Consider the following 18,067-nt stretch of genomic DNA (forward strand, 5'->3'; position numbering starts at 1 on the left):
ACCATGCCGTCCGTCTCGCTGCCGACGCTGAACAAGCGCCGGGCCGTCCTGCTCGCCCTCGCCGCGGCGGTCGCCGCGGTGCTCATCAGCGTCTTCGGGGCCAAGGCGGCGACGCCGATCCCCGTGCCCGACCTCCTGGTCGAGGTCAAGACGAAGTCCGGCAACGTCAGCAAGACGCACTACGTCCCGATCGGCGGCGCCGCCATCCCGATCGACGTGGACGGCCCCGCCGTCACCGGGATCCTCGAGCCCGACATCGACGTCTCGGTCGGCCTCGTCTCCCTCGACGAGCTCCAGAACGACAAGCTCCTGGTCCCGAACGTCGTCGTGCGCCGCAACGCGCTCGCCGTCGCGACGGACCGGCCCGCGCCGCCGATCGAGCTCAACGCGAAGATCGTCCTGCGCAACGCCGCGGACAACCTCAAGCCCCTCGTCACGGTCAACTACGGCTTCAGCACGCCGCCGGGCGCCCGCATGCCCCCGGTCGTCAGCGCGAAGCTCGTGGGCCCGATCGAGGGCGGCTTCACCGACCCGCTGCAGGCCAAGATCGAGACGGGCGGCTACAGCGGCCCGCTCAACGTGAAGATCGCGGCCCTCACCGACGGCCTCGACGCGAACTTCGCGCTGGACTTCGACTCGATCCCCGAGGCGATCTTCATCTCCGAGGACCCGCGCGAGGACGGCCTCGACGTCCTCTACAAGCACATCGCCCCGGTCAACGACGTCCACCTGGACGCCAAGGCGACGCTGAAGGACCGCGCCACCGGCGACGTCATGGAGATCGCCGCGAACGTCGAGCGCCTCCCGCAGCAGCTCGAGCTGCACAACACGAACGCCGGCGGCACGACGAACATCGAGTACGAGTCGTCGTCGGCGCTGAGCAACCCCGACATCTCGGCGAGCTACCGCGACCTCGAGGGCGACGGCGACGTGCGCACCAGCACGAAGCTCGACGTCGCCGGCCTGCCGCGGCAGATGACGGCCGACATCACGTCGAAGCCCACCGACGACGGCGGCTCGGCCATCGACAAGATCGACTTCGACGTCGGCGGCGACGAGGAGATCGGCTCGGTCGACTTCGTCGCGCGCAACTACGAGGGCGCCGCGGGCGCGCTGCCGCTGCCCAAGTCGATGCCCGACCAGCACGTCGCCGTGAGCGCGCGCGACTTCGCCGACGGCACGTCCAAGTGGCGCGCCAGCGGCCGCCTGTTCGGCATCCGCGAGGCGCACGTCGACCGCCAGGGCGCGAAGGACACGATCCTCGACGCGACGACGGACCTGGGCGACGGCGCCCGCGCGCTGCGGGCGTGGCTGGACCTCGACAACCGCCAGGCGCCCGACGTCGACCCGGAGGACAAGGCGCGCACGGTCGTCGACACGACCCTGTCGCCGCTGCCCAAGCAGATCCACGCGGTCTTCGACCCGTCCCAGGCCGGCGACCAGCCGACCAAGCTCCTCTACGACTCGTCGTCGACGCTGGACGTCGACGCCGAGGCGCGCATCATCAAGGGCGCCGGCGACGGCTGCGGCCAGGCGCAGGTCACCTGCCTGAAGGCCCGCGTCGACAAGGTGCCCAAGCACCTCGAGGCCAGCCTGCCCGGCGAGGACCAGACCGACTTCAGCCTCAACCACAACGGCGTCGAGCCACAGCGCCCGGACGTCAGCGCGACCGTCGACACGACCAACGTCGAGGGCGAGCGCTCCTGGGCCGACGTGCGCATCGACCGCGCGCCCACCGACGTCACCGGCCGCCTGGACCAGGCCGGCGAGGTCCTCGAGGCCGCCGAGTTCCACGGCTGCAAGTGGGACTTCGAGGCGGAGGGGTGCCAGAACGGCGTCCAGCCCAGCGCCCTGGGCCGCGTGACGTTCACCGTGCGTGACCGGCCGGACCGCACCGGCCTGCCGCCGCGGCCTGACGTCGCCCCGCAGTTCGTCACCCTGCTGCGCCGCCACGACCGCTTCGAGGCGGCCGGCGTGGTCGACGAGGTCCGCGGCGTCGTCTTCCGCCAGCGCAACATCGACGACGACCCGCTCGAGGCCGACGGCACGCTCGTGGCGGCCGTCGACGCCGGCAACGGCGGCAAGTTCGACGCGGTCGTCGACGACATCTCGCCGGTGGAGGACCCCGACTCGGACGCCGACCCGAAGCCGATCCTCGGCGACGGCCACAGCGTCCTGAAGGTCAACGTCGCCAACCTGCCGACGAACTTCTCGGCGTGCGTGCGCCAGGCCAACGAGGACGAGGCACCGCCGGAGCCGTTCGAGCCGGGCGACGACGACTACGACGCCCTCCTGGCGCCATGCGAGAAGGACGACGTCCTCGGACGCGACAGCGGCGAGCTCGACACGACGCCGATGTCGATCTTCTACACGGCCAAGCAGCCGACGACGGTCACGGCGCACGTCCAGAACGAGGGCCCGGGCCGCGAGAAGCCCGACGGGCCGGTGGTCAACGGCGTCGACGTCTTCGACACCACGGTCCAGCAGGTCCCGCAGGAGATCCGCGCGGACGTCATCAGCCCGGTGGAGCCCGACGCGGCCGCCAACCCGCCCGTCGCCGGGCGCCGGCTCGAGGTCGACTACGTCGCCTCCAGCCGCATCCCGCGCATCGACTTCGGGATGGAGACCCGCCGCCAGGGGTCGCTGTGCGAGGACCCGCGGCCGGGCCGGAAGGCGACCTGCTTCTCGGCGGTCCTGACCGACCTGCCCAAGGACCTGCACGCGGTCTACGACCCGGACAAGACCCAGGGCGACATCGACTTCAAGGCCTCGGCGCCGAAGGAGAGCAACGGCGCGTCGTGCGACGACGACGCCGACGGCGACGGTGACGGCCAGGGCGACGGCACCGACCCGGACTGCACGCGGCTGTCGATCAACAAGGTCCAGCCGAACGTCGAGCCGATGCGGCTGTCCGTCGTGGACGACGAGCCGGGCAGCCAGCCGCTGGTCGTCGACGCACGGATCGACCGGATCTCCGACCACCTCGCCGGCAAGCTGATCTCCAAGGAGGTCACCGGCGAGGGCGGCCTCGGCCCGGGCACCTGCACCGACAACCTCGACAACGACACCGACACGGGCCAGAAGGGCGGCGGGAAGGACGCCGCCGACGAGGACTGCGGCGACGACCTCGCACGCATCGACTTCGACGCCTGCCCGGACGGCGAGTGCAAGGGCATCGGCAAGATCTGGTTCAAGGCGACCAACTCGCTGGTCGGCGACCCGCTGCCGGGTCCGGACCCCGCGAGCTACCCGGGCGTGACGCAGAACTTCTCGTTCATCCAGCGCGAGGACCTGTTCCGCGCGCAGGGCGAGATCACGGAGCTCAAGCGCCTCGGCCTGGCGAAGGTCGAGGACGACGCGGCCCAGACGCCGTCGCCGACGACGCGCATCCAGGCGGCCTTCGGCTCGGGCGCGCCCACGGAGAAGATCCGGGCCTACGTCGACACGGACTCCGGCACCGAGCAGCTCATCGCCGACGCGCTGATCAGCGAGGCGCCCAAGGGCATCTCGATGTGCATGCGCGACGAGCTCTCCGACGCGTCGAAGTTCAACGTCAAGCCGAACTCCTCCGTGTTCTGCGACACCGCCCCGCGCGACAAGCTCGCGCTGCAGACGCGGCTCGCCGAGTCCGCGTCGGGCTCGGCCGTCAAGCCGGACATCGACATCAACAGGCTGCGCGTGGCCTCGGCCGGCGGGGCGAACCTGCTGACGGGCGACGCGCACGTCACCGACCTCGGCGAGCGCATCGACGTCCTCGCCGGCAAGGGCGACGGCGACACCGACGTCCTGGTCGAGGGCCACGACCTCTCCGACGACAACAGCGTCCCGGTCGAGGACGAGCCCGACGACGTCGCGGGTCGCGTCTCGTTCAACCTGCGCAATCGCGAGGTGCTGCCTGGCGGCCGCTACCCGTGGATCTCGCTCGAGGACGAGTCCGGCCAGATCGACACGACCGAGGTCGAGGCCGAGGGCGACAACCAGGGCAACTTCCTCAAGCTCGTCACCGACGAGGAGGGCGCGCTGCAGGCTCGTGGCTCGGTCCCGAACATCAAGCGCGTCGCCATGCGGCCCGGGCCGTGCACGCCGGGCAACCGGTTCCCGTCGCCGACGCTCTTCCCGAGCCCGAAGGCCCCGAGCTACCAGTGCCTCCAGGCCAACGTCGCCGGCGACAGCCCGCTGGGCCTCAACGTCCGCACGTTGGACGGCAAGGGCGAGGTGCTCGAGGTCGAGGAGGGCCACGTCACCTCGATGCCGAGCGGCGGGCTGACCGTCACGCTGGGCAAGTCGCCCGACGCGGCGAAGCTCGACCCGGTCTGCAAGGACGACGGCTCGGTGTTCCCGTGCCGGCCGCCCATGCTGTCCCTCGAGGCTCCGCGGTCCACCGTCGCGCCGCCGAAGCTCCGCGCGCGCCTGTCCTCGGGCGCCAAGGAGACGGTGCTCAAGACGATGAGCGAGACGCCCGACGACGACGTCTCGGACAACCTCGACTACGAGAAGGCCCCGAAGGACTTCGAGGAGCCGGGAGCCCGGGTGAAGGTCGGCACGGACAAGGACACCGCCGGCAAGGACCTCCTCGGCATCCGGATGAACGCCAACGTCCCCGTCCACAAGTTCCTCGACCTCGACCCGCCGACGATCTGGTCGTGCAAGCACACCACGACCGACCCGGACCCGCTCACCGAGTGCGCCGAGCCGGGGGTGGGCTCTGACGAGAACCACGGCTACGAGTCCAAGGACATCTCGTTCCGGCTGGTCGCCGCCGACGACAAGCACGGGGGCTCGGACGTCGCCACGCTCGGTCGCGTCGCGGTCATGATCGACGACTTCGCCGTCGGCGGGACGCAGACGATCCTGACCGGCACGCCCGACCCGAACAACAAGTCGTGGTTCGCCGACCTCCCGGACCACCCGGCGACGTCGGACCCGGTGACGGGCGCCGACAGCCGGTTCCCGGAGAACCTGCCGAGCGAGAGCGACCCGTCCAACCGGGGCTTCAAGGTGCCGGGCCACCTCGACGTCAACGTCTACCTGCGCAACGACTACACGTCGCAGGACGACGGCAAGAAGCAGCAGAACTACGCCCAGGTCGACGGACGCATCAACCGCCCGATGAGCATGGCGGTGCGCCTCAACGAGGACGAGATGAAGTCCAACCGCGCCGGCGACGCGATCACGCCGACGCAGCTGACGCTGCGCAACGCGCCGAGCTCGAACGGCGCCGACGCGTACGGCAAGCCGACCTTCCGCGTCCGTGCGGAGCTCAAGAAGGACTGGGTCGACGACTCCGAGGCCGGCCTGGCCGAGAACGTGTTCACCTGCCGCGGTGAGGGCTACGGCATCGAGATCCCGGCGTTCCTCACCGTCTGCCTGATCCTCCCGGTGAACTCCGAGGCCCAGTGGCTCGACGTCGGGCTGAACATGGACCCGAACTCCAACGGGAGCTCGACCACGGGTGGCGCGGCGCGCACCATCGACGCCGTGGCCGGCCCGTTCGGCGGCAACAACGACGCCGACATCAAGGCCTGGAACCAGGTCAACGGCGAGGGCGGCGCGTTCAACAAGGGCGACCCGGCCGCGATGGTGCCGCAGGCCGGTCTGCGCCTGGACAACTTCCGGCTCGGCCTCAAGGTCGGCGCGGGCTTCTTCGGCCTGTTCGGCGGCTCTGTGACCTACCAGGAGGAGGGCGACCTCATCGTCGGCCTGACGGGGCACAACAGCCAGCGGGTGCGCCTGAACCACGACAAGATGGTCATGCGCCTGCACGGCGGGACCGACAGCACCCCGAACCGGGTGAACACCGACCTGCGGTCGACGTTCAACTTCAAGATCACGGCGGAGGCGCTGTTCGGGCTCGTCGAGGAGGACGTGGTCAACGAGTCCATCGGGCCCTTCCACCACGAGGTCGTCTTCCGTGACTGCGCGGCGGACTTCTTCGCGCTCACAGGCCCGCGGGACGAGTTCCTGGCGCCCGACTCGTCGCAGATCGACGAGGGCGAGAAGGTCGCGATCGCCTTCGGCGAGACCGACTCGGACCTCGGCGACGTCGCCGACGACTTCTCGAACCTGCTCGGCGACGTGGGCTCGCAGGTGTTCTGCCTGTTCGGCACGTCGAAGTCCGACGACGTCAACGGCGAGCACCCGGCTCCGTCCTACAACCCGTCCTCGCGCCTCATCGAGGACGGGCCGCCCGCGGTCAGTGCGCCGACGGGCGGGACGTCCCAGCAGGTCTCGGACGACGTCCGCCGTCAGGACCTCACGATCGACGCCGCGACGCCGGCGGCCGAGCTCGTGCGCTGCGGCCCGCTGGACAACATCGCGACGCTCCGGGTCAAGGACGGGCGCACCCTGCGGGTGGGCCGCCAGGGCGAGGTCGACGGCGTGACCGGTCAGCTCTGCGACGGGCGCCTGACGATCGACGCCGAGCGCGTCCGCGTGGAGGCCGGCTCGCGGATCGACGCGACCGGCACGCGCGGCGGCGGTCCCGGCGCCGGCGGCAACCCCGGCGGCGGTGCCGGCCACACGAACCCCGGCGGCGCCGGTGGTGGTGGCGGTGCCGGCGGCGGTGGCTCCTACGGCATCCCGAACAACGTCTCCTACGAGGACGTCGGCTCCCAGGGCGGCCCGGGCACGAGCGTGCAGGGCGGCCTGGGCGGCGGCGCGCTGCGCATCTCCGCCATCGAGGACGTGATCGTCGACGGCGACATCCTCGCTCGGGGCCAGGCCGGCGGCAACGCCGCGGCCGGCTGCTCGGCGATCGGCGGTGGCGGCGGATCGGGCGGCCACATCGACATCAGCGCCTCGCGCGTGGTCGGCGGTGGCCTGATCAGCGCGACCGGCGGCTCCGGCGGGTCGGGCGCCCGCGGTGGCGGCGGCGGCTCCGGCGGGCGCATCACCGTGGCCTCCGTGGTCAAGGACAGCTCGCTGCTCTTCGCCAACGGCGGTGCCGGCGGCATCGGCGCGGCCAACTGCGACGGCAACGGCGGGGTGGACACCGGCGGCAACGGCGGCGGCGGCAACACCGGCCTGGGCACGAGCCTGGACCGCGCGGCCGGCGTCTCGCTGCACCCGGACACCCCCGGCCCGTACGTCAAGGGCCAGGCGAAGCTGCGCATCCAGGGCGTGCAGGACGTCCCGGCCGGCGACCCGGATGCGGGCCCGCTGGACATCGTCGTCTGCCGCAAGTACCTCGCGCCGGAGGACACCAACGGCGCGTTCACCGACCCGGCGCTGGACCCGGGCCCGAACCCGCAGCTCTCGACGCTGCTGCAGGACAACTGCCAGGTCGAGGCGTTCAGCGCCCCGACCAGCGGCCAGGACACCTACGAGCGGACCGTCACGGTCAACCTGCCGCAGGACGGCTACTACAGCTGGTACGCCATCGCGGCCAAGCGGCCGGTGAGCGGCAACCCGCAGTTCCCGATCGGCTCGAACTACTGCGCCCAGACGCACTCGTTCCTCGAGCCGCAGTGCGACTACCAGTCGACCGACGGCTCGAGCGGGACGCAGGACATCGTCCTGCCCCGCCAGGCGCCGACCCGCGCCGGGTCCGACACGACGGCGCCGGTCTACACGACCGACGCGGCCGAGCGGCGGCGCAACGGCTTCGCCGGCTGCCCGGACGACTCGTTCTGCATCAAGGAGGACACGGGCCAGCTGAAGGTCGAGGTCATCGACCGCACCTCCGGCGTCAACAAGGTCACGTGCTCGGTGACCGGTGGGCCGGCGAACCAGGACTGCACGCCGTCCCCGTCGCGGGCGATCAAGCTCGGTGACGCCGATGGCCTGAAGTCCGTCAGCCTGCGGGCCGAGGACGCGGCCAACGACGTGCCGGCGGATCCGGTGGGCAACGTGCTCAACGCCGACCCGGCGGCCAAGTGGTTCCGCGACCGCACGAAGCCCAGCAAGCCCGACGTGGTCCTCGGCGCCTGCAGCGGCGGCGAGAACGGCTGGTGCGACGCGCCGCCGTCGGTGACCGTCAACGCGTCGGACCCGAACCCGTCCTCGGGCTTCGAGGACAAGCCGGTGACGGTGCTCGTCGACGGCTCCGGCGTCGACTGCGGTCCGGCGTCCGCGGGCTCGAGCTCGACGGGCGGCGCCACGGGCGTCACCTGCTCGGCGGGTCAGGTCTCGATCACCGGTGAGGGCAAGCACACGGTCAGCGCGACCGTGAAGGACCGGCTCGGCAACGAGTCCGAGAAGGCCGACCCCGAGGCGGTCCGCGTCGACTCGACGCCGCCGAACTCGGCGCTGGCCCTCGGCCCGAAGAAGCCCGACGGCAAGAACGACTGGTACACGACCAAGCCGTTCTTCGCCTTCGCCGCCTCGGACAAGGCCGGCGGCTCCGGCGTCGACCGCACGATCGGCGACTCGGGCATCTACTACTCGGTCGACAACGGCGGGTTCGTGAAGTTCGACCCGGCCGCGGACCTGCGGCTCAACGACGGCGTCCACGACATCTGCTGGTACGCCGAGGACGTCGCGGGCAACGAGGAGCACGGGGGCAACCCGCGCACCAACGCGCCCGCCACGAACTGCAAGTTCGACATCAAGGTCGACTCGAGCGCCCCGACGACGACGGACGCGACCAACCCGGCCGCGCCGAACGGCACGAACAGCTGGTACACGACGGCGGCCACCGTGTCGCCGGCCTCGACCGACCCGGCCGCGCAGAACGCCAACCAGGCGTCCGGCGTCGACCGCGTCGAGGTCCAGCTGGACAACAAGCCGTGGGCGGCGGCCGTGCCGACGACGGTGCCCGAGGGCGAGCACGTGGTGCGCAGCCGGTCCTTCGACAAGGCCGGCAACCCGGGCCCGCTGCTCGAGCGCACCATCCGGTTCGACGGCTCCAAGCCGAGCGCCCGGATCGTCCCGTTCCCGCCCGTGCCCAACGTGCACGGCTGGTACCGGCGCAACGTCAGCGACGGGGTGGGTGTGCGTGACGGCCGCGACGGCTCGGGCGCCGACGGCGCCATCGTGAAGGTCGACGCGGGTCCGGAGGCCCCGTACCTCAACCCGCCGACCATCACCGAGGGCACCCACACCATCGGCGCGGTCCCGCGCGACTACGCGGGCAACCTCGGGCCGGAGGCGCGCCTGACCCAGAAGGTCGACGTGACCGCCCCGACCGGCGGCCCCGTCGGCAAGCCGCCGCAGCTGCTCCTGCCGCTGATCGGCCTGCCGAAGAACACGACGCTGACCTTCAACGCGGGCGATGCCCTGTCAACGAAGGTCAAGGTCCGGGTGTTCATCTACGACACCGTGGGCCGCACGGTCCGCCGCATCGACGTGGGCGGCCCGTACACCGGCGGCTACCGCGACGCGGGCACCGGCTCCGTCCAGTGGAACGGCCGCACCGACAACAACACCGGCGTGCTCCCGGGCGCCTACACGTTCCGGGTCCACATCACCGACCAGGCCGGCAACACCGTCCTCTCGGACGAGTCGCCGCCCTTCCTGGTGGTGGCGGGGCTGCTGCCGCTGTAGGCGACCGCCGGCTGCGGGCCGTGTGACGACTGCGAGGGCCGCCGAGAGGCGGCCCTCGGTCGTTCGGGGGCGGCGGGGCGGGACGGGAAGGGAAGGAGCTCCGCCCGCCCGTTCCCGGAGGGTCGGGCTGCTGGCGGTTCGGCGGTGAGGGAGGGGGAGAGCGGGCGGTTGCCGGGCTCGCGGGGCGGTCGGTGACGGCTCGTGCATGTGGGACATGCACGAGGCGTCACCGGGGGCTGGCCGGGCGAGGTGGGAGCGCAACTGGGTCCCACAGACCCCGCGGAGCTCCCACCTCGGAGGTCCGTGACGTTCGGGGTGCTGGAGAACCCGAACGTCACGCAGCTCACCCCCGGGGGACCGCCCGTCCTCGCGCAGGACCGCCCGGCGGGCCGGGTCCACTCCCTCGCTGCCGAGCGGTCACCGCCCCGCACCCCACGGCGGGTCGGACGGAGCTCCCCAGGGAGGACCGCCACACCCCGTCGCACCTCACCCCGCCACCGTTGACGGCAACCACACGACATCGTCACGATCCGCACATGACGAGCCACCCGTTCCGGGACCACCCCGACGTCGGGCGCACCGTCCGCGACGCGTTCTGGGTCGTCGCGCTGGGGGTGATCGCGTGCTACGCGTTCTTCCTCGCCCTCGGGGCGTTCTCCCCGGGCGACGTGCTGCCGGGGACCATCGCCGTCCTGGTGCTGCTGGCGCTGTGGGTCGCGCACTCGTGGGTTCAGCGCCGGATCACCGAGGATGCGCGCGACCCTCGTCTCACGCACGCGCGCGAGCGGCGCGGGTTCTGAGGCCGACCGTCAGGCGGTCAGGGCGCGGGGCGCACCGGCCGGCGGCGCGACCCAGGGCTTGACGTCCGTCGCGCGCGTGCCCGCGCGGGCGAAGGTCGGCGGCGCGATGTTGAGGTAGTGCGTGAAGGCCCAGCGCACGAACGAGTCGCGGTCCATGAGGTCCAGCGCCGTGTCCATGAGCGGGAGCTTGTTGACGCCGCTGACGATCGTCTGCACGCGCCAGAGCCAGTCGAAGGCCCACTTGTGCTCGTCGCTGAAGGAGCCGTAGCGCGACAGCGCCTGCTCGCGGCTCTGCGTGCCGTCGACGACGCGGCGCAGCTCGCGCCCGCAGGCGATGCCGAAGTACAGCGCCGTGCGGATGCCCTCGGCGGTGGTCGGGAGGCAGTGGCCGGCGCTGTCGCCGACGAAGAAGACGCCGTCCTCGGTCGCCTTGCGCAGCCGGTGGGGGATCCAGTTGCCCTGGTAGCCGTCGGTGGCAACGCCGAGGTCGCCGGCGAGCTCGACGGTCGGGTCCTTCACGTGGATCTTCGGGTCGAACGAGCCGACGCCGACCCGGACCTCGTCGCGCGCCGGGAACGACCACGAGTAGCCCGGCGTGACGTACTTCGGGTCGAGCCACAGCTCGAGGTCCTTCTCGGGCGCCGTCGGGTCCTTGGGGTGGACCTCCAGACCGCGCGACAGGCGGGCGTCGGGCGGCTGGATCGCCTTGCGCCCGCGGCTGAGGACGCGACGCCAGCCGAGGGCGTCCACCACGAGCGGTGCCCGCAGCTCGCCGCGGTCGGTCTCGACGACGACGTCGCCGCCCGGCGCGGCGTCCACCCGGCGCTCGACCTTCGCGGTCTCGAAGGTGAAGTCGCCCTGCTCGGCCAGGAGCTGGCAGAGCTGCGGGTAGTCGAACGTCGAGAACGTCCACGGCAGCGACCAGCGGTAGGTCTTGGGACCGCGGTCGCCGTTGCCGGGACGGTGGATGACGAGGTCGCTGAAGGTCTGGCGGATGGCGTCCTGCAGGCCCAGCGCCTCGAGCCACTCCGTGGGCGCGGCGCAGGCCGAGGTCTGGCGCTCGCCGATCTCGTAGCGGTCGACCACGAGGACGTCGGCACCGCTGCCCGCGAGCTCGCGGGCGACGGCGAGGCCGGCGAAGCTCGCTCCGCAGACCAGGACGTCGTGGCTGGAGGCGAGCGGGGTGCGCTCTGCGCCTCTCTTCGTGGCTCGGACGGGCATCGCTTCGAAGCCTACGCGCGCGCTACTCTCCGTGGCTGCACATGGCAACCACCGCTACCGACACCACCACTGAGGCGAAGGTCGTCGAGGGATCTGACGGCCTGCTGCTCGAGATCGACGGGCAGATCGTCCCCAACTACGACGCCACCTTCGCCCCCTTCGACGAGGGCGAGGTCGTCTCCGGCCGCGTCGTCCGCATCGACAACGACGAGGTCCTCGTCGACATCGGCTACAAGAGCGAGGGGGTCATCCCCTCCAACGAGCTCTCGATCCGCAAGAACGTCAACCCCGCCGACGAGGTCGAGCTCGGCGAGGAGGTCGACGCCCTCGTCCTCAAGAAGGAGGACGACGACGGCCGGCTCATCATGTCCAAGAAGCGCGCGCGCTTCGAGAAGGCATGGCGGAACATCGAGGCTGCCGCCGAGAGCGGCACGCCGGTCACGGGCACGGTCATCGAGGTGGTCAAGGGCGGCCTCATCATCGACCTCGGCGTGCGCGGCTTCCTGCCCGCGTCGCTGGTCGACATCCGCCGGGTCGCGAACCTCGACGAGTTCCTGCACGCGCAGATCGAGTGCAAGGTCATCGAGCTCAACCGCTCGCGCAACAACGTCGTGCTCTCGCGCCGCGCGGTCCTCGAGGAGGAGCGCAAGGAGCAGCGCCAGGAGATCCTGGACCGCCTCCAGCCGGGCCTGGTCGTCGAGGGCCAGATCTCGAACATCGTCGACTTCGGCGCGTTCGTGGACCTCAACGGCATCGACGGCCTCATCCACATCTCCGAGCTCTCGTGGTCGCACGTCAACCACCCGAGCGAGATCCTCACGATCGGCGACACCGTCCAGGTCAAGGTCCTCGACATCGACCGCGACCGCCAGCGCATCTCGCTGGGCCTCAAGCAGACGCAGGCCGACCCGTGGCAGCGCGTGGTCGACACCTACAACGTCGGCGACGAGCTCGAGGGCACCGTCACGAAGGTCGTCACGTTCGGCGCGTTCGTCGAGATCCTCGACGGCGTCGAGGGCCTCGTCCACATCTCCGAGCTCGCGACGCACCACGTCGAGAACCCGCGCGAGGTCGTCCAGCCGGGCGACGACGTGCGCGTGAAGATCCTCGAGATCGACACGGAGCGCCGCCGCCTGTCGCTGTCGGTCAAGCGCGTCGAGGGCCAGGAGCTCCCGCGCCGCGACCTCGGCAGCCTCGACGACGCGACGTCGCTCGGCCTGAGCGACGACGTCTTCGCCGGTGGGGACTCGGCCCTCTCGCCGACCGCGCCCGCGCCGCTGCCGGCCGACGGCCTCGGCGAGGCCCCGGCCGACGCGCAGGCCGCCGCCGAGGAGGCCGGGATCGCCGCCGAGGCCCCGCTGGCCGACGACGGCATCGCCGAGCACGCGCCGGAGGTCGACGCCGAGGGCGACGACGCTCCCGCCGCGGAGGCCCAGGCCCCCGAGGGCGACGCCGAGGCCGAGGCCCCCGAGGCCGACGCCGAGGCTCCCGCCGACGCCGAGCAGGCCTAGTCCGGGCGGCCGGTGGCCGCAGAGGACGAGCAGACCGCAGCCGAGGGCGCCGCAGCAGCGGCGCCCTCGCGCGTTCCGTTCGTGGGGCTCACGGGCGGGCTGGGATCCGGGAAGTCCACGGCCCTGGCGGCCCTCGAGCGGCTCGGTGCCCGGACGCTGTCGACGGACGCGGTCGTCCACGAGCTGTACCTCGGCGACGAGGTCCGCGACGCGGTCGTCGAGCGCTGGGGACCCGAGGTCGCCCCGGGCGGGACGGTCGACCGCTCGGCCATCGCCCGCCACGCCTTCGCCTCGCCCGACGAGCGCTCCTGGCTCGAGAGCCTGATCTGGCCGCTCGTGGGCGCGCGCGTCGCGACGTTCCGCGAGGCCGCGCTGAGCGCCGACCCGCCGCCCGCGGCCGCGGTCGTCGAGACGCCGTTGCTCTTCGAGGCGGGGATGGACGGCCTCTACGACGCGACGATCGCGGTCGTCGCCGACGAGGAGGTCCGCTCGGCGCGGGCCGCAGCGCGAGGCCACGAGGCCGTCGACGAGCGCGCCGCCCGCCAGCTCACCCAGGACGAGAAGGCGGCCCGCGCGACGTACGCCGTGCGCAACGACGGCTCGGTCGAGGACCTCGAAGCCGCGCTGTCCGACGTGCTCGACAGGCTGCACGGAGGCCGATGAGCGCCCGCGCCCCCGCTCGGTCCGCGCCCTCGCGGAGCCCGTCCCGCCCCGCGGCCAAGCGCGGCGGCAGCTCCGCGCGCGCCCGCGCGGCCAAGCGCAAGCGGGCGGCTCAGCGGCGCCGGCGGCTCACGGCGATCCTCGTCGCCGGGCTCGCGGTCGTGGCGGCGATGACGCTCGCGCGGCCGTTCTTCGACGATGCGGTCAAGCAGGTCACCCTGCCGCTGACCCACGAGGACATCATCCGCCAGCAGGCTCGCGAGAAGGACCTCGACCCGGCGCTCATCGCCGCGGTGATCTTCGCCGAGTCGCGCTTCGTCGAGGGCCGCACGTCGCACGCCGGGGCGGAGGGCCTGATGCAGGTCACGCCGGACACGGCGCGCGACATCGCCCGGCGCTCGGGCGCCACCACCTTCCAGGTCGAGGACCTGCACACGCCGCAGGTCAACATCGCCTACGGCTCGTTCCACCTGCGCTACCTGCTCGACCGCTTCGGCGACAACACGATGCTCGCGCTCGCCGCCTACAACGGGGGCGAGGGCAACGTCGACCGCTGGATCGCCGAGCACCGCGGCCAGGGCCAGGACCTCGACGCGCAGGACATCCCCTTCCCCGAGACGCGCGAGTACGTCCAGAAGGTGCTCGACGCCCGGCGCGACTACCGCACGCAGTACCGCTCCGAGCTCGGCCTCTAGGACCCGGGCGCTAGCGGCGGGCTGCGGCGGGGTAGTGACCGCGCGTGCCCGCGCTGCTCGGCCCCCGCAAGACGATCGAGGAGACCCTCGAGACCACCGAGCAGGAGGGCTTCCAGCTCAAGCGCGCCCTCGGCGCCTTCGACGTGCTGGTCCTGGGCATCGGCGTCATCGTCGGCTCGGGCATCTTCGTGCTCACCGGCCAGGCCGCGGCCAAGGAGGCGGGACCGGCGATCAGCCTCTCGTTCGTCCTGGCGGCGGTGGTCTGCGGGCTGGCGGCGCTCTGCTACGCGGAGTTCGCGGCGATGGTCCCGGCGGCGGGCAGCGCGTACACCTTCGCCTACGTCACGCTCGGCCAGCTCGTCGCCTTCATCATCGGCTGGGACCTCGTCCTGGAGTTCACGATCGGCGCCTCCGCGGTCGCGGTCGGCTTCGCGGGCTACCTCGACGCGCTGCTGGACCAGGTCTTCGGGGTCACGCTCCCCGAGGCGATCACGGCGCCGCCGGGCGACGGCGGCTCGGTCAACGTCTTCGCGATGGCGGTCGTCGGCGTCGCCGGTGTGCTGCTCATCCGCGGCGTGCGGCAGACCGCGCGCTCCACGGCGGTGCTCGTCGGCCTGACGATCCTCGTGCTGCTCGTGGTCATCGCGGCGGGGGCGACGGAGGTCGACACGGACAACTGGAAGCCGTTCTCGCCGTTCGGCTGGGACGGGATCGTGGGCGGGGCGTCGCTGGTGTTCTTCGCCTACATCGGCTTCGACATCGTCGCGACGACCGCCGAGGAGGCCAAGCGCCCGCAGCGCGACGTGCCCATCGGGATCATCGGCTCGCTGGCGATCGTCACGGTCCTCTACGTCGTGGTGAGCCTCGTCCTCACCGGGATGGAGCCCTACCGCGAGCTCGGCAGCGACGCCCCGGTGGCCGACGCGTTCAAGGGCCACGGCCTGGACTGGATCGCCGCCTTCGTCTACGCGGGCGCGTGCATCGCGATCCTCAAGACGGTGATGATCCTCATGCTCGGTCAGTCCCGGGTCGCGTTCGCCATGGCGCGCGACCGGCTGCTGCCGCCGGGCCTCGCGTCGACCCACGAGCGCTTCGGCACGCCGCACCGCATCACCCTCATCACCATGGTCGTGGTGGCGCTGCTCGCCGGCTTCCTGCCGCTGTCCGAGCTGGCCAAGCTCGTGAACATCGGGACGCTGTTCGCGTTCGCCGTCGTGTCGATCGGCGTGCTGTACCTGCGGTGGGCCGAGCCCGAGCGCGAGCGGCCGTTCCGCACGCCGATGCTCCCGCTGGTCTCCGTGCTGTCGGTGGTGGGCTGCGTCTACCTCGCCGCGGACCTCGAGGCCGAGACGTGGATCCGGTTCGTCGTGTGGATGGCCATCGGGCTCGTGGTCTACGTCCTGTACTCGCGGTCGCACTCGCGAGCGGGCCACCGCGCCCCGTAGGTCAACACCCGAACGGATTCCGTCCGGGGGCGGCGCTACCTTGGATGGTGGGATGCCGCCCTTCCGCCTCGACTCGTCCTTCACGCCCGCCGCCGACCAGCCGCGCGCGATCCAGCAGATCGCCGAGGCGGTGCGCGCCGGCGACCGCTTCACCACCCTGCTGGGCGCCACCGGCACCGGCAAGACGATGACGATGGCGGGGACGATCCAGGAGCTGCAGCGCCCCGCGCTGGTGCTGGCGCACAACAAGACGCTGGCGGCGCAGCTGTGCAACGAGTTCCGGACCTTCTTCCCCGACAACGCGGTCGAGTACTTCGTCTCGTACTACGACTACTACCAGCCCGAGGCCTACGTCCCGAGCAAGGACCTCTACATCGAGAAGGACTCGGCGATCAACGACGAGATCGACCGCCTGCGCCACGCCGCCACCGCGGCGCTGTTCGGCCGCCGCGACGTGATCATCGTGGCGTCGGTGTCGGCGATCTTCGGCCTCGGTTCGCCCGAGACCTACGACGCCAACATGGTCCTGCTCAAGAAGGAGGAGACGATCGACCGCGACGCGCTGCTGCGCAAGCTCGTCTCCATCCAGTACACCCGCAACGACACGGCGCTGGCGCGCGGCACGTTCCGCGTGCGGGGCGAGGCGCTGGAGGTCTGGCCGGCCTACGCGGAGACGACGGCCTACCGTGCGACGTTCTTCGGCGACGACGTCGAGCGCCTGCAGGAGTTCGACCCGCTGACCGGCGAGCTCGTCAAGGACGACATCGAGCACGTGGCGGTCTGGCCGGCGTCGCACTACAACGTCAAGGAAGGCACGATGGACCGCGTCGTCGAGGAGATCGGCCGCGAGCTCAACGCGCGGTGTGCCGAGCTCGAGGCCGAGGGCAAGCTCCTCGAGAGCCATCGGCTGCGCCAGCGCACGCAGTACGACATGGAGATGCTGCGCGAGATGGGCTTCTGCAGCGGCATCGAGAACTACTCGCGGATCTTCGACGGCCGCGCGCCCGGCGAGCGGCCCTACTGCCTCATCGACTACTTCCCCGACGACTTCGTCTGCTTCATCGACGAGTCCCACCAGACCGTCCCGCAGATCGGCGGCATGTACGAGGGCGACCGCTCGCGCAAGCAGACGCTCGTCGACTACGGCTTCCGGCTGCCCTCGGCGATGGACAACCGTCCCCAGACCTTCGACGAGTTCCTGTCCATCACCGGCACGACGGTCTTCGTGTCCGCGACGCCGGGCCAGTACGAGCGCTCGCACTCGGGCCGCGTCGTCGAGCAGATCGTCCGCCCGACGGGGATCGTCGACCCGCGCGTCGAGGTCCGCGAGACCAGGAACCAGATCGACGACCTCATGAACGAGATCCGCGAGCGCGTCGACCGCGACGAGCGGGTCCTCGTCACCACGCTCACCAAGAAGATGAGCGAGGACCTCACGGACTACCTGCTCGAGATGGGCTTCAAGGTCCGCTACCTGCACTCCGAGGTCGACACCCTCGAGCGCATCCAGATCATCCGCGACCTGCGCCTGGGCGAGTACGACGTCCTCGTGGGCGTGAACCTCCTGCGCGAGGGCCTCGACCTGCCCGAGGTCTCGCTCGTGGCGATCCTCGACGCCGACAAGGAGGGCTTCCTGCGCGGGGAGACCTCGCTCATCCAGACGATCGGCCGCGCCGCGCGCCACGTCGACGGCACCGTGCTGATGTACGCCGACAAGGAGACCGCGGCGATGAAGGCGGCCCTCGACGAGACCGACCGCCGCCGCGCGATCCAGCTCGCCTACAACGAGGAGCACGGCATCACCGCCGCCTCCATCGTCAAGGGCATCAGCGACATCGCCGAGTTCCTCCAGGGCGCCCAGTCCAAGCACCCGAAGAAGCGCGCCCGCAAGAAGGCCGAGACCGGGGCGATGTCCCGCGAGGACCTCGAGCGCACCATCGTGGAGCTCGAGGAGGAGATGCTCGCGGCCGCCGACGAGCTGCGCTTCGAGTACGCCGCCCGGCTGCGCGACGAGCTCAAGGAGCTGCGGCGCGACCTGCGCGACCTCGCGGGCAACGAGGCGCCGGCGGGGTAGGGGTTGCAGCGGTCGGGCGGGTTCGCTCGGGGTGGCGCTCCGCCCTCGTGGCGCTCCGGCCGGGCGTCCGCGCGCTGCGGTGCGGGCGCTGCTCGGCAGTGAGGAGGGAAGGGCCCGGGCGCGAACTCCGCCCCGGCTCGCACGCGGACGGCGCGGCGCTCGCGACCCTGAAGTTCAG

The 18,067-nt window shown here is 71.8% G+C and carries 8 protein-coding genes; 7 read left to right on the forward strand and 1 reads right to left on the reverse strand.

The window, feature by feature from the left end; translation table 11 throughout:
* Positions 1-3: 3 nt before the first annotated feature.
* Positions 4-9,483 (forward strand): hypothetical protein, encoded by a 9,480-nt coding sequence (locus JUB12_RS01190; protein WP_205697793.1) that lies wholly within the window; start codon positions 4-6, stop codon positions 9,481-9,483.
* A 536-nt stretch (positions 9,484-10,019) separates the two neighbouring features.
* Positions 10,020-10,283 carry a hypothetical protein gene (locus JUB12_RS01195; RefSeq protein WP_205697794.1) on the forward strand — a complete coding sequence of 88 codons (264 nt, stop codon included), beginning with the start codon at positions 10,020-10,022 and terminating at the stop codon, positions 10,281-10,283.
* A gap of 9 nt (positions 10,284-10,292) precedes the next feature.
* Here the strand turns inward: JUB12_RS01195 and JUB12_RS01200 are convergent, their stop codons facing one another.
* Positions 10,293-11,504, reverse strand: coding sequence for an NAD(P)/FAD-dependent oxidoreductase (locus JUB12_RS01200; protein WP_205697795.1), 1,212 nt, complete (start codon positions 11,502-11,504; stop codon positions 10,293-10,295).
* Positions 11,505-11,545: 41 nt separating this feature from the next.
* Between JUB12_RS01200 and rpsA the strand changes: the two genes are divergently transcribed.
* Genes rpsA through uvrB form a run of 5 tightly spaced genes read left to right on the forward strand, consistent with a single transcriptional unit; the run spans position 11,546 to position 17,889 of the window.
* Positions 11,546-13,015, forward strand: a complete 1,470-nt coding sequence (gene rpsA / locus JUB12_RS01205) for a 30S ribosomal protein S1 (RefSeq protein WP_205697796.1) — start codon at positions 11,546-11,548, stop codon at positions 13,013-13,015.
* A gap of 12 nt (positions 13,016-13,027) precedes the next feature.
* Positions 13,028-13,678, forward strand: a complete 651-nt coding sequence (gene coaE / locus JUB12_RS01210) for a dephospho-CoA kinase (RefSeq protein ID WP_241004379.1) — start codon at positions 13,028-13,030, stop codon at positions 13,676-13,678.
* Positions 13,675-14,370, forward strand: a complete 696-nt coding sequence (locus JUB12_RS01215; protein ID WP_205697797.1) for a lytic transglycosylase domain-containing protein — start codon at positions 13,675-13,677, stop codon at positions 14,368-14,370. Before coaE ends, JUB12_RS01215 begins: the two co-directional genes overlap by 4 nt.
* Positions 14,371-14,414: 44 nt before the next feature.
* A complete protein-coding gene (locus JUB12_RS01220) occupies positions 14,415-15,815 on the forward strand; it encodes an amino acid permease (RefSeq protein ID WP_205697798.1) in 1,401 nt (466 codons plus the stop codon).
* Between the two features lie 52 nt (positions 15,816-15,867).
* Positions 15,868-17,889: an excinuclease ABC subunit UvrB gene (uvrB, locus tag JUB12_RS01225; protein WP_205697799.1), complete on the forward strand. Its 2,022-nt coding sequence runs from the start codon at positions 15,868-15,870 to the stop codon at positions 17,887-17,889.
* Positions 17,890-18,067 lie beyond the last annotated feature (178 nt).

The sequence above is a fragment of the Conexibacter sp. SYSU D00693 genome (genome assembly GCF_017084525.1).
Classification (GTDB): Bacteria; Actinomycetota; Thermoleophilia; order Solirubrobacterales; family Solirubrobacteraceae; genus Baekduia.

Excerpts from the sequence above, each read along its gene's own strand:
- JUB12_RS01190 (WP_205697793.1), top strand. The coding sequence starts at position 4 with ATGCCGTCCGTCTCGCTGCCGACGCTGAACAAGCGCCGGGCCGTCCTG.
- JUB12_RS01195 (WP_205697794.1), top strand. The coding sequence starts at position 10,020 with ATGACGAGCCACCCGTTCCGGGACCACCCCGACGTCGGGCGCACCGTC.
- JUB12_RS01200 (WP_205697795.1), bottom strand. The coding sequence starts at position 11,504 with ATGCCCGTCCGAGCCACGAAGAGAGGCGCAGAGCGCACCCCGCTCGCC.
- rpsA (WP_205697796.1), top strand. The coding sequence starts at position 11,546 with ATGGCAACCACCGCTACCGACACCACCACTGAGGCGAAGGTCGTCGAG.
- JUB12_RS01215 (WP_205697797.1), top strand. The coding sequence starts at position 13,675 with ATGAGCGCCCGCGCCCCCGCTCGGTCCGCGCCCTCGCGGAGCCCGTCC.
- uvrB (WP_205697799.1), top strand. The coding sequence starts at position 15,868 with ATGCCGCCCTTCCGCCTCGACTCGTCCTTCACGCCCGCCGCCGACCAG.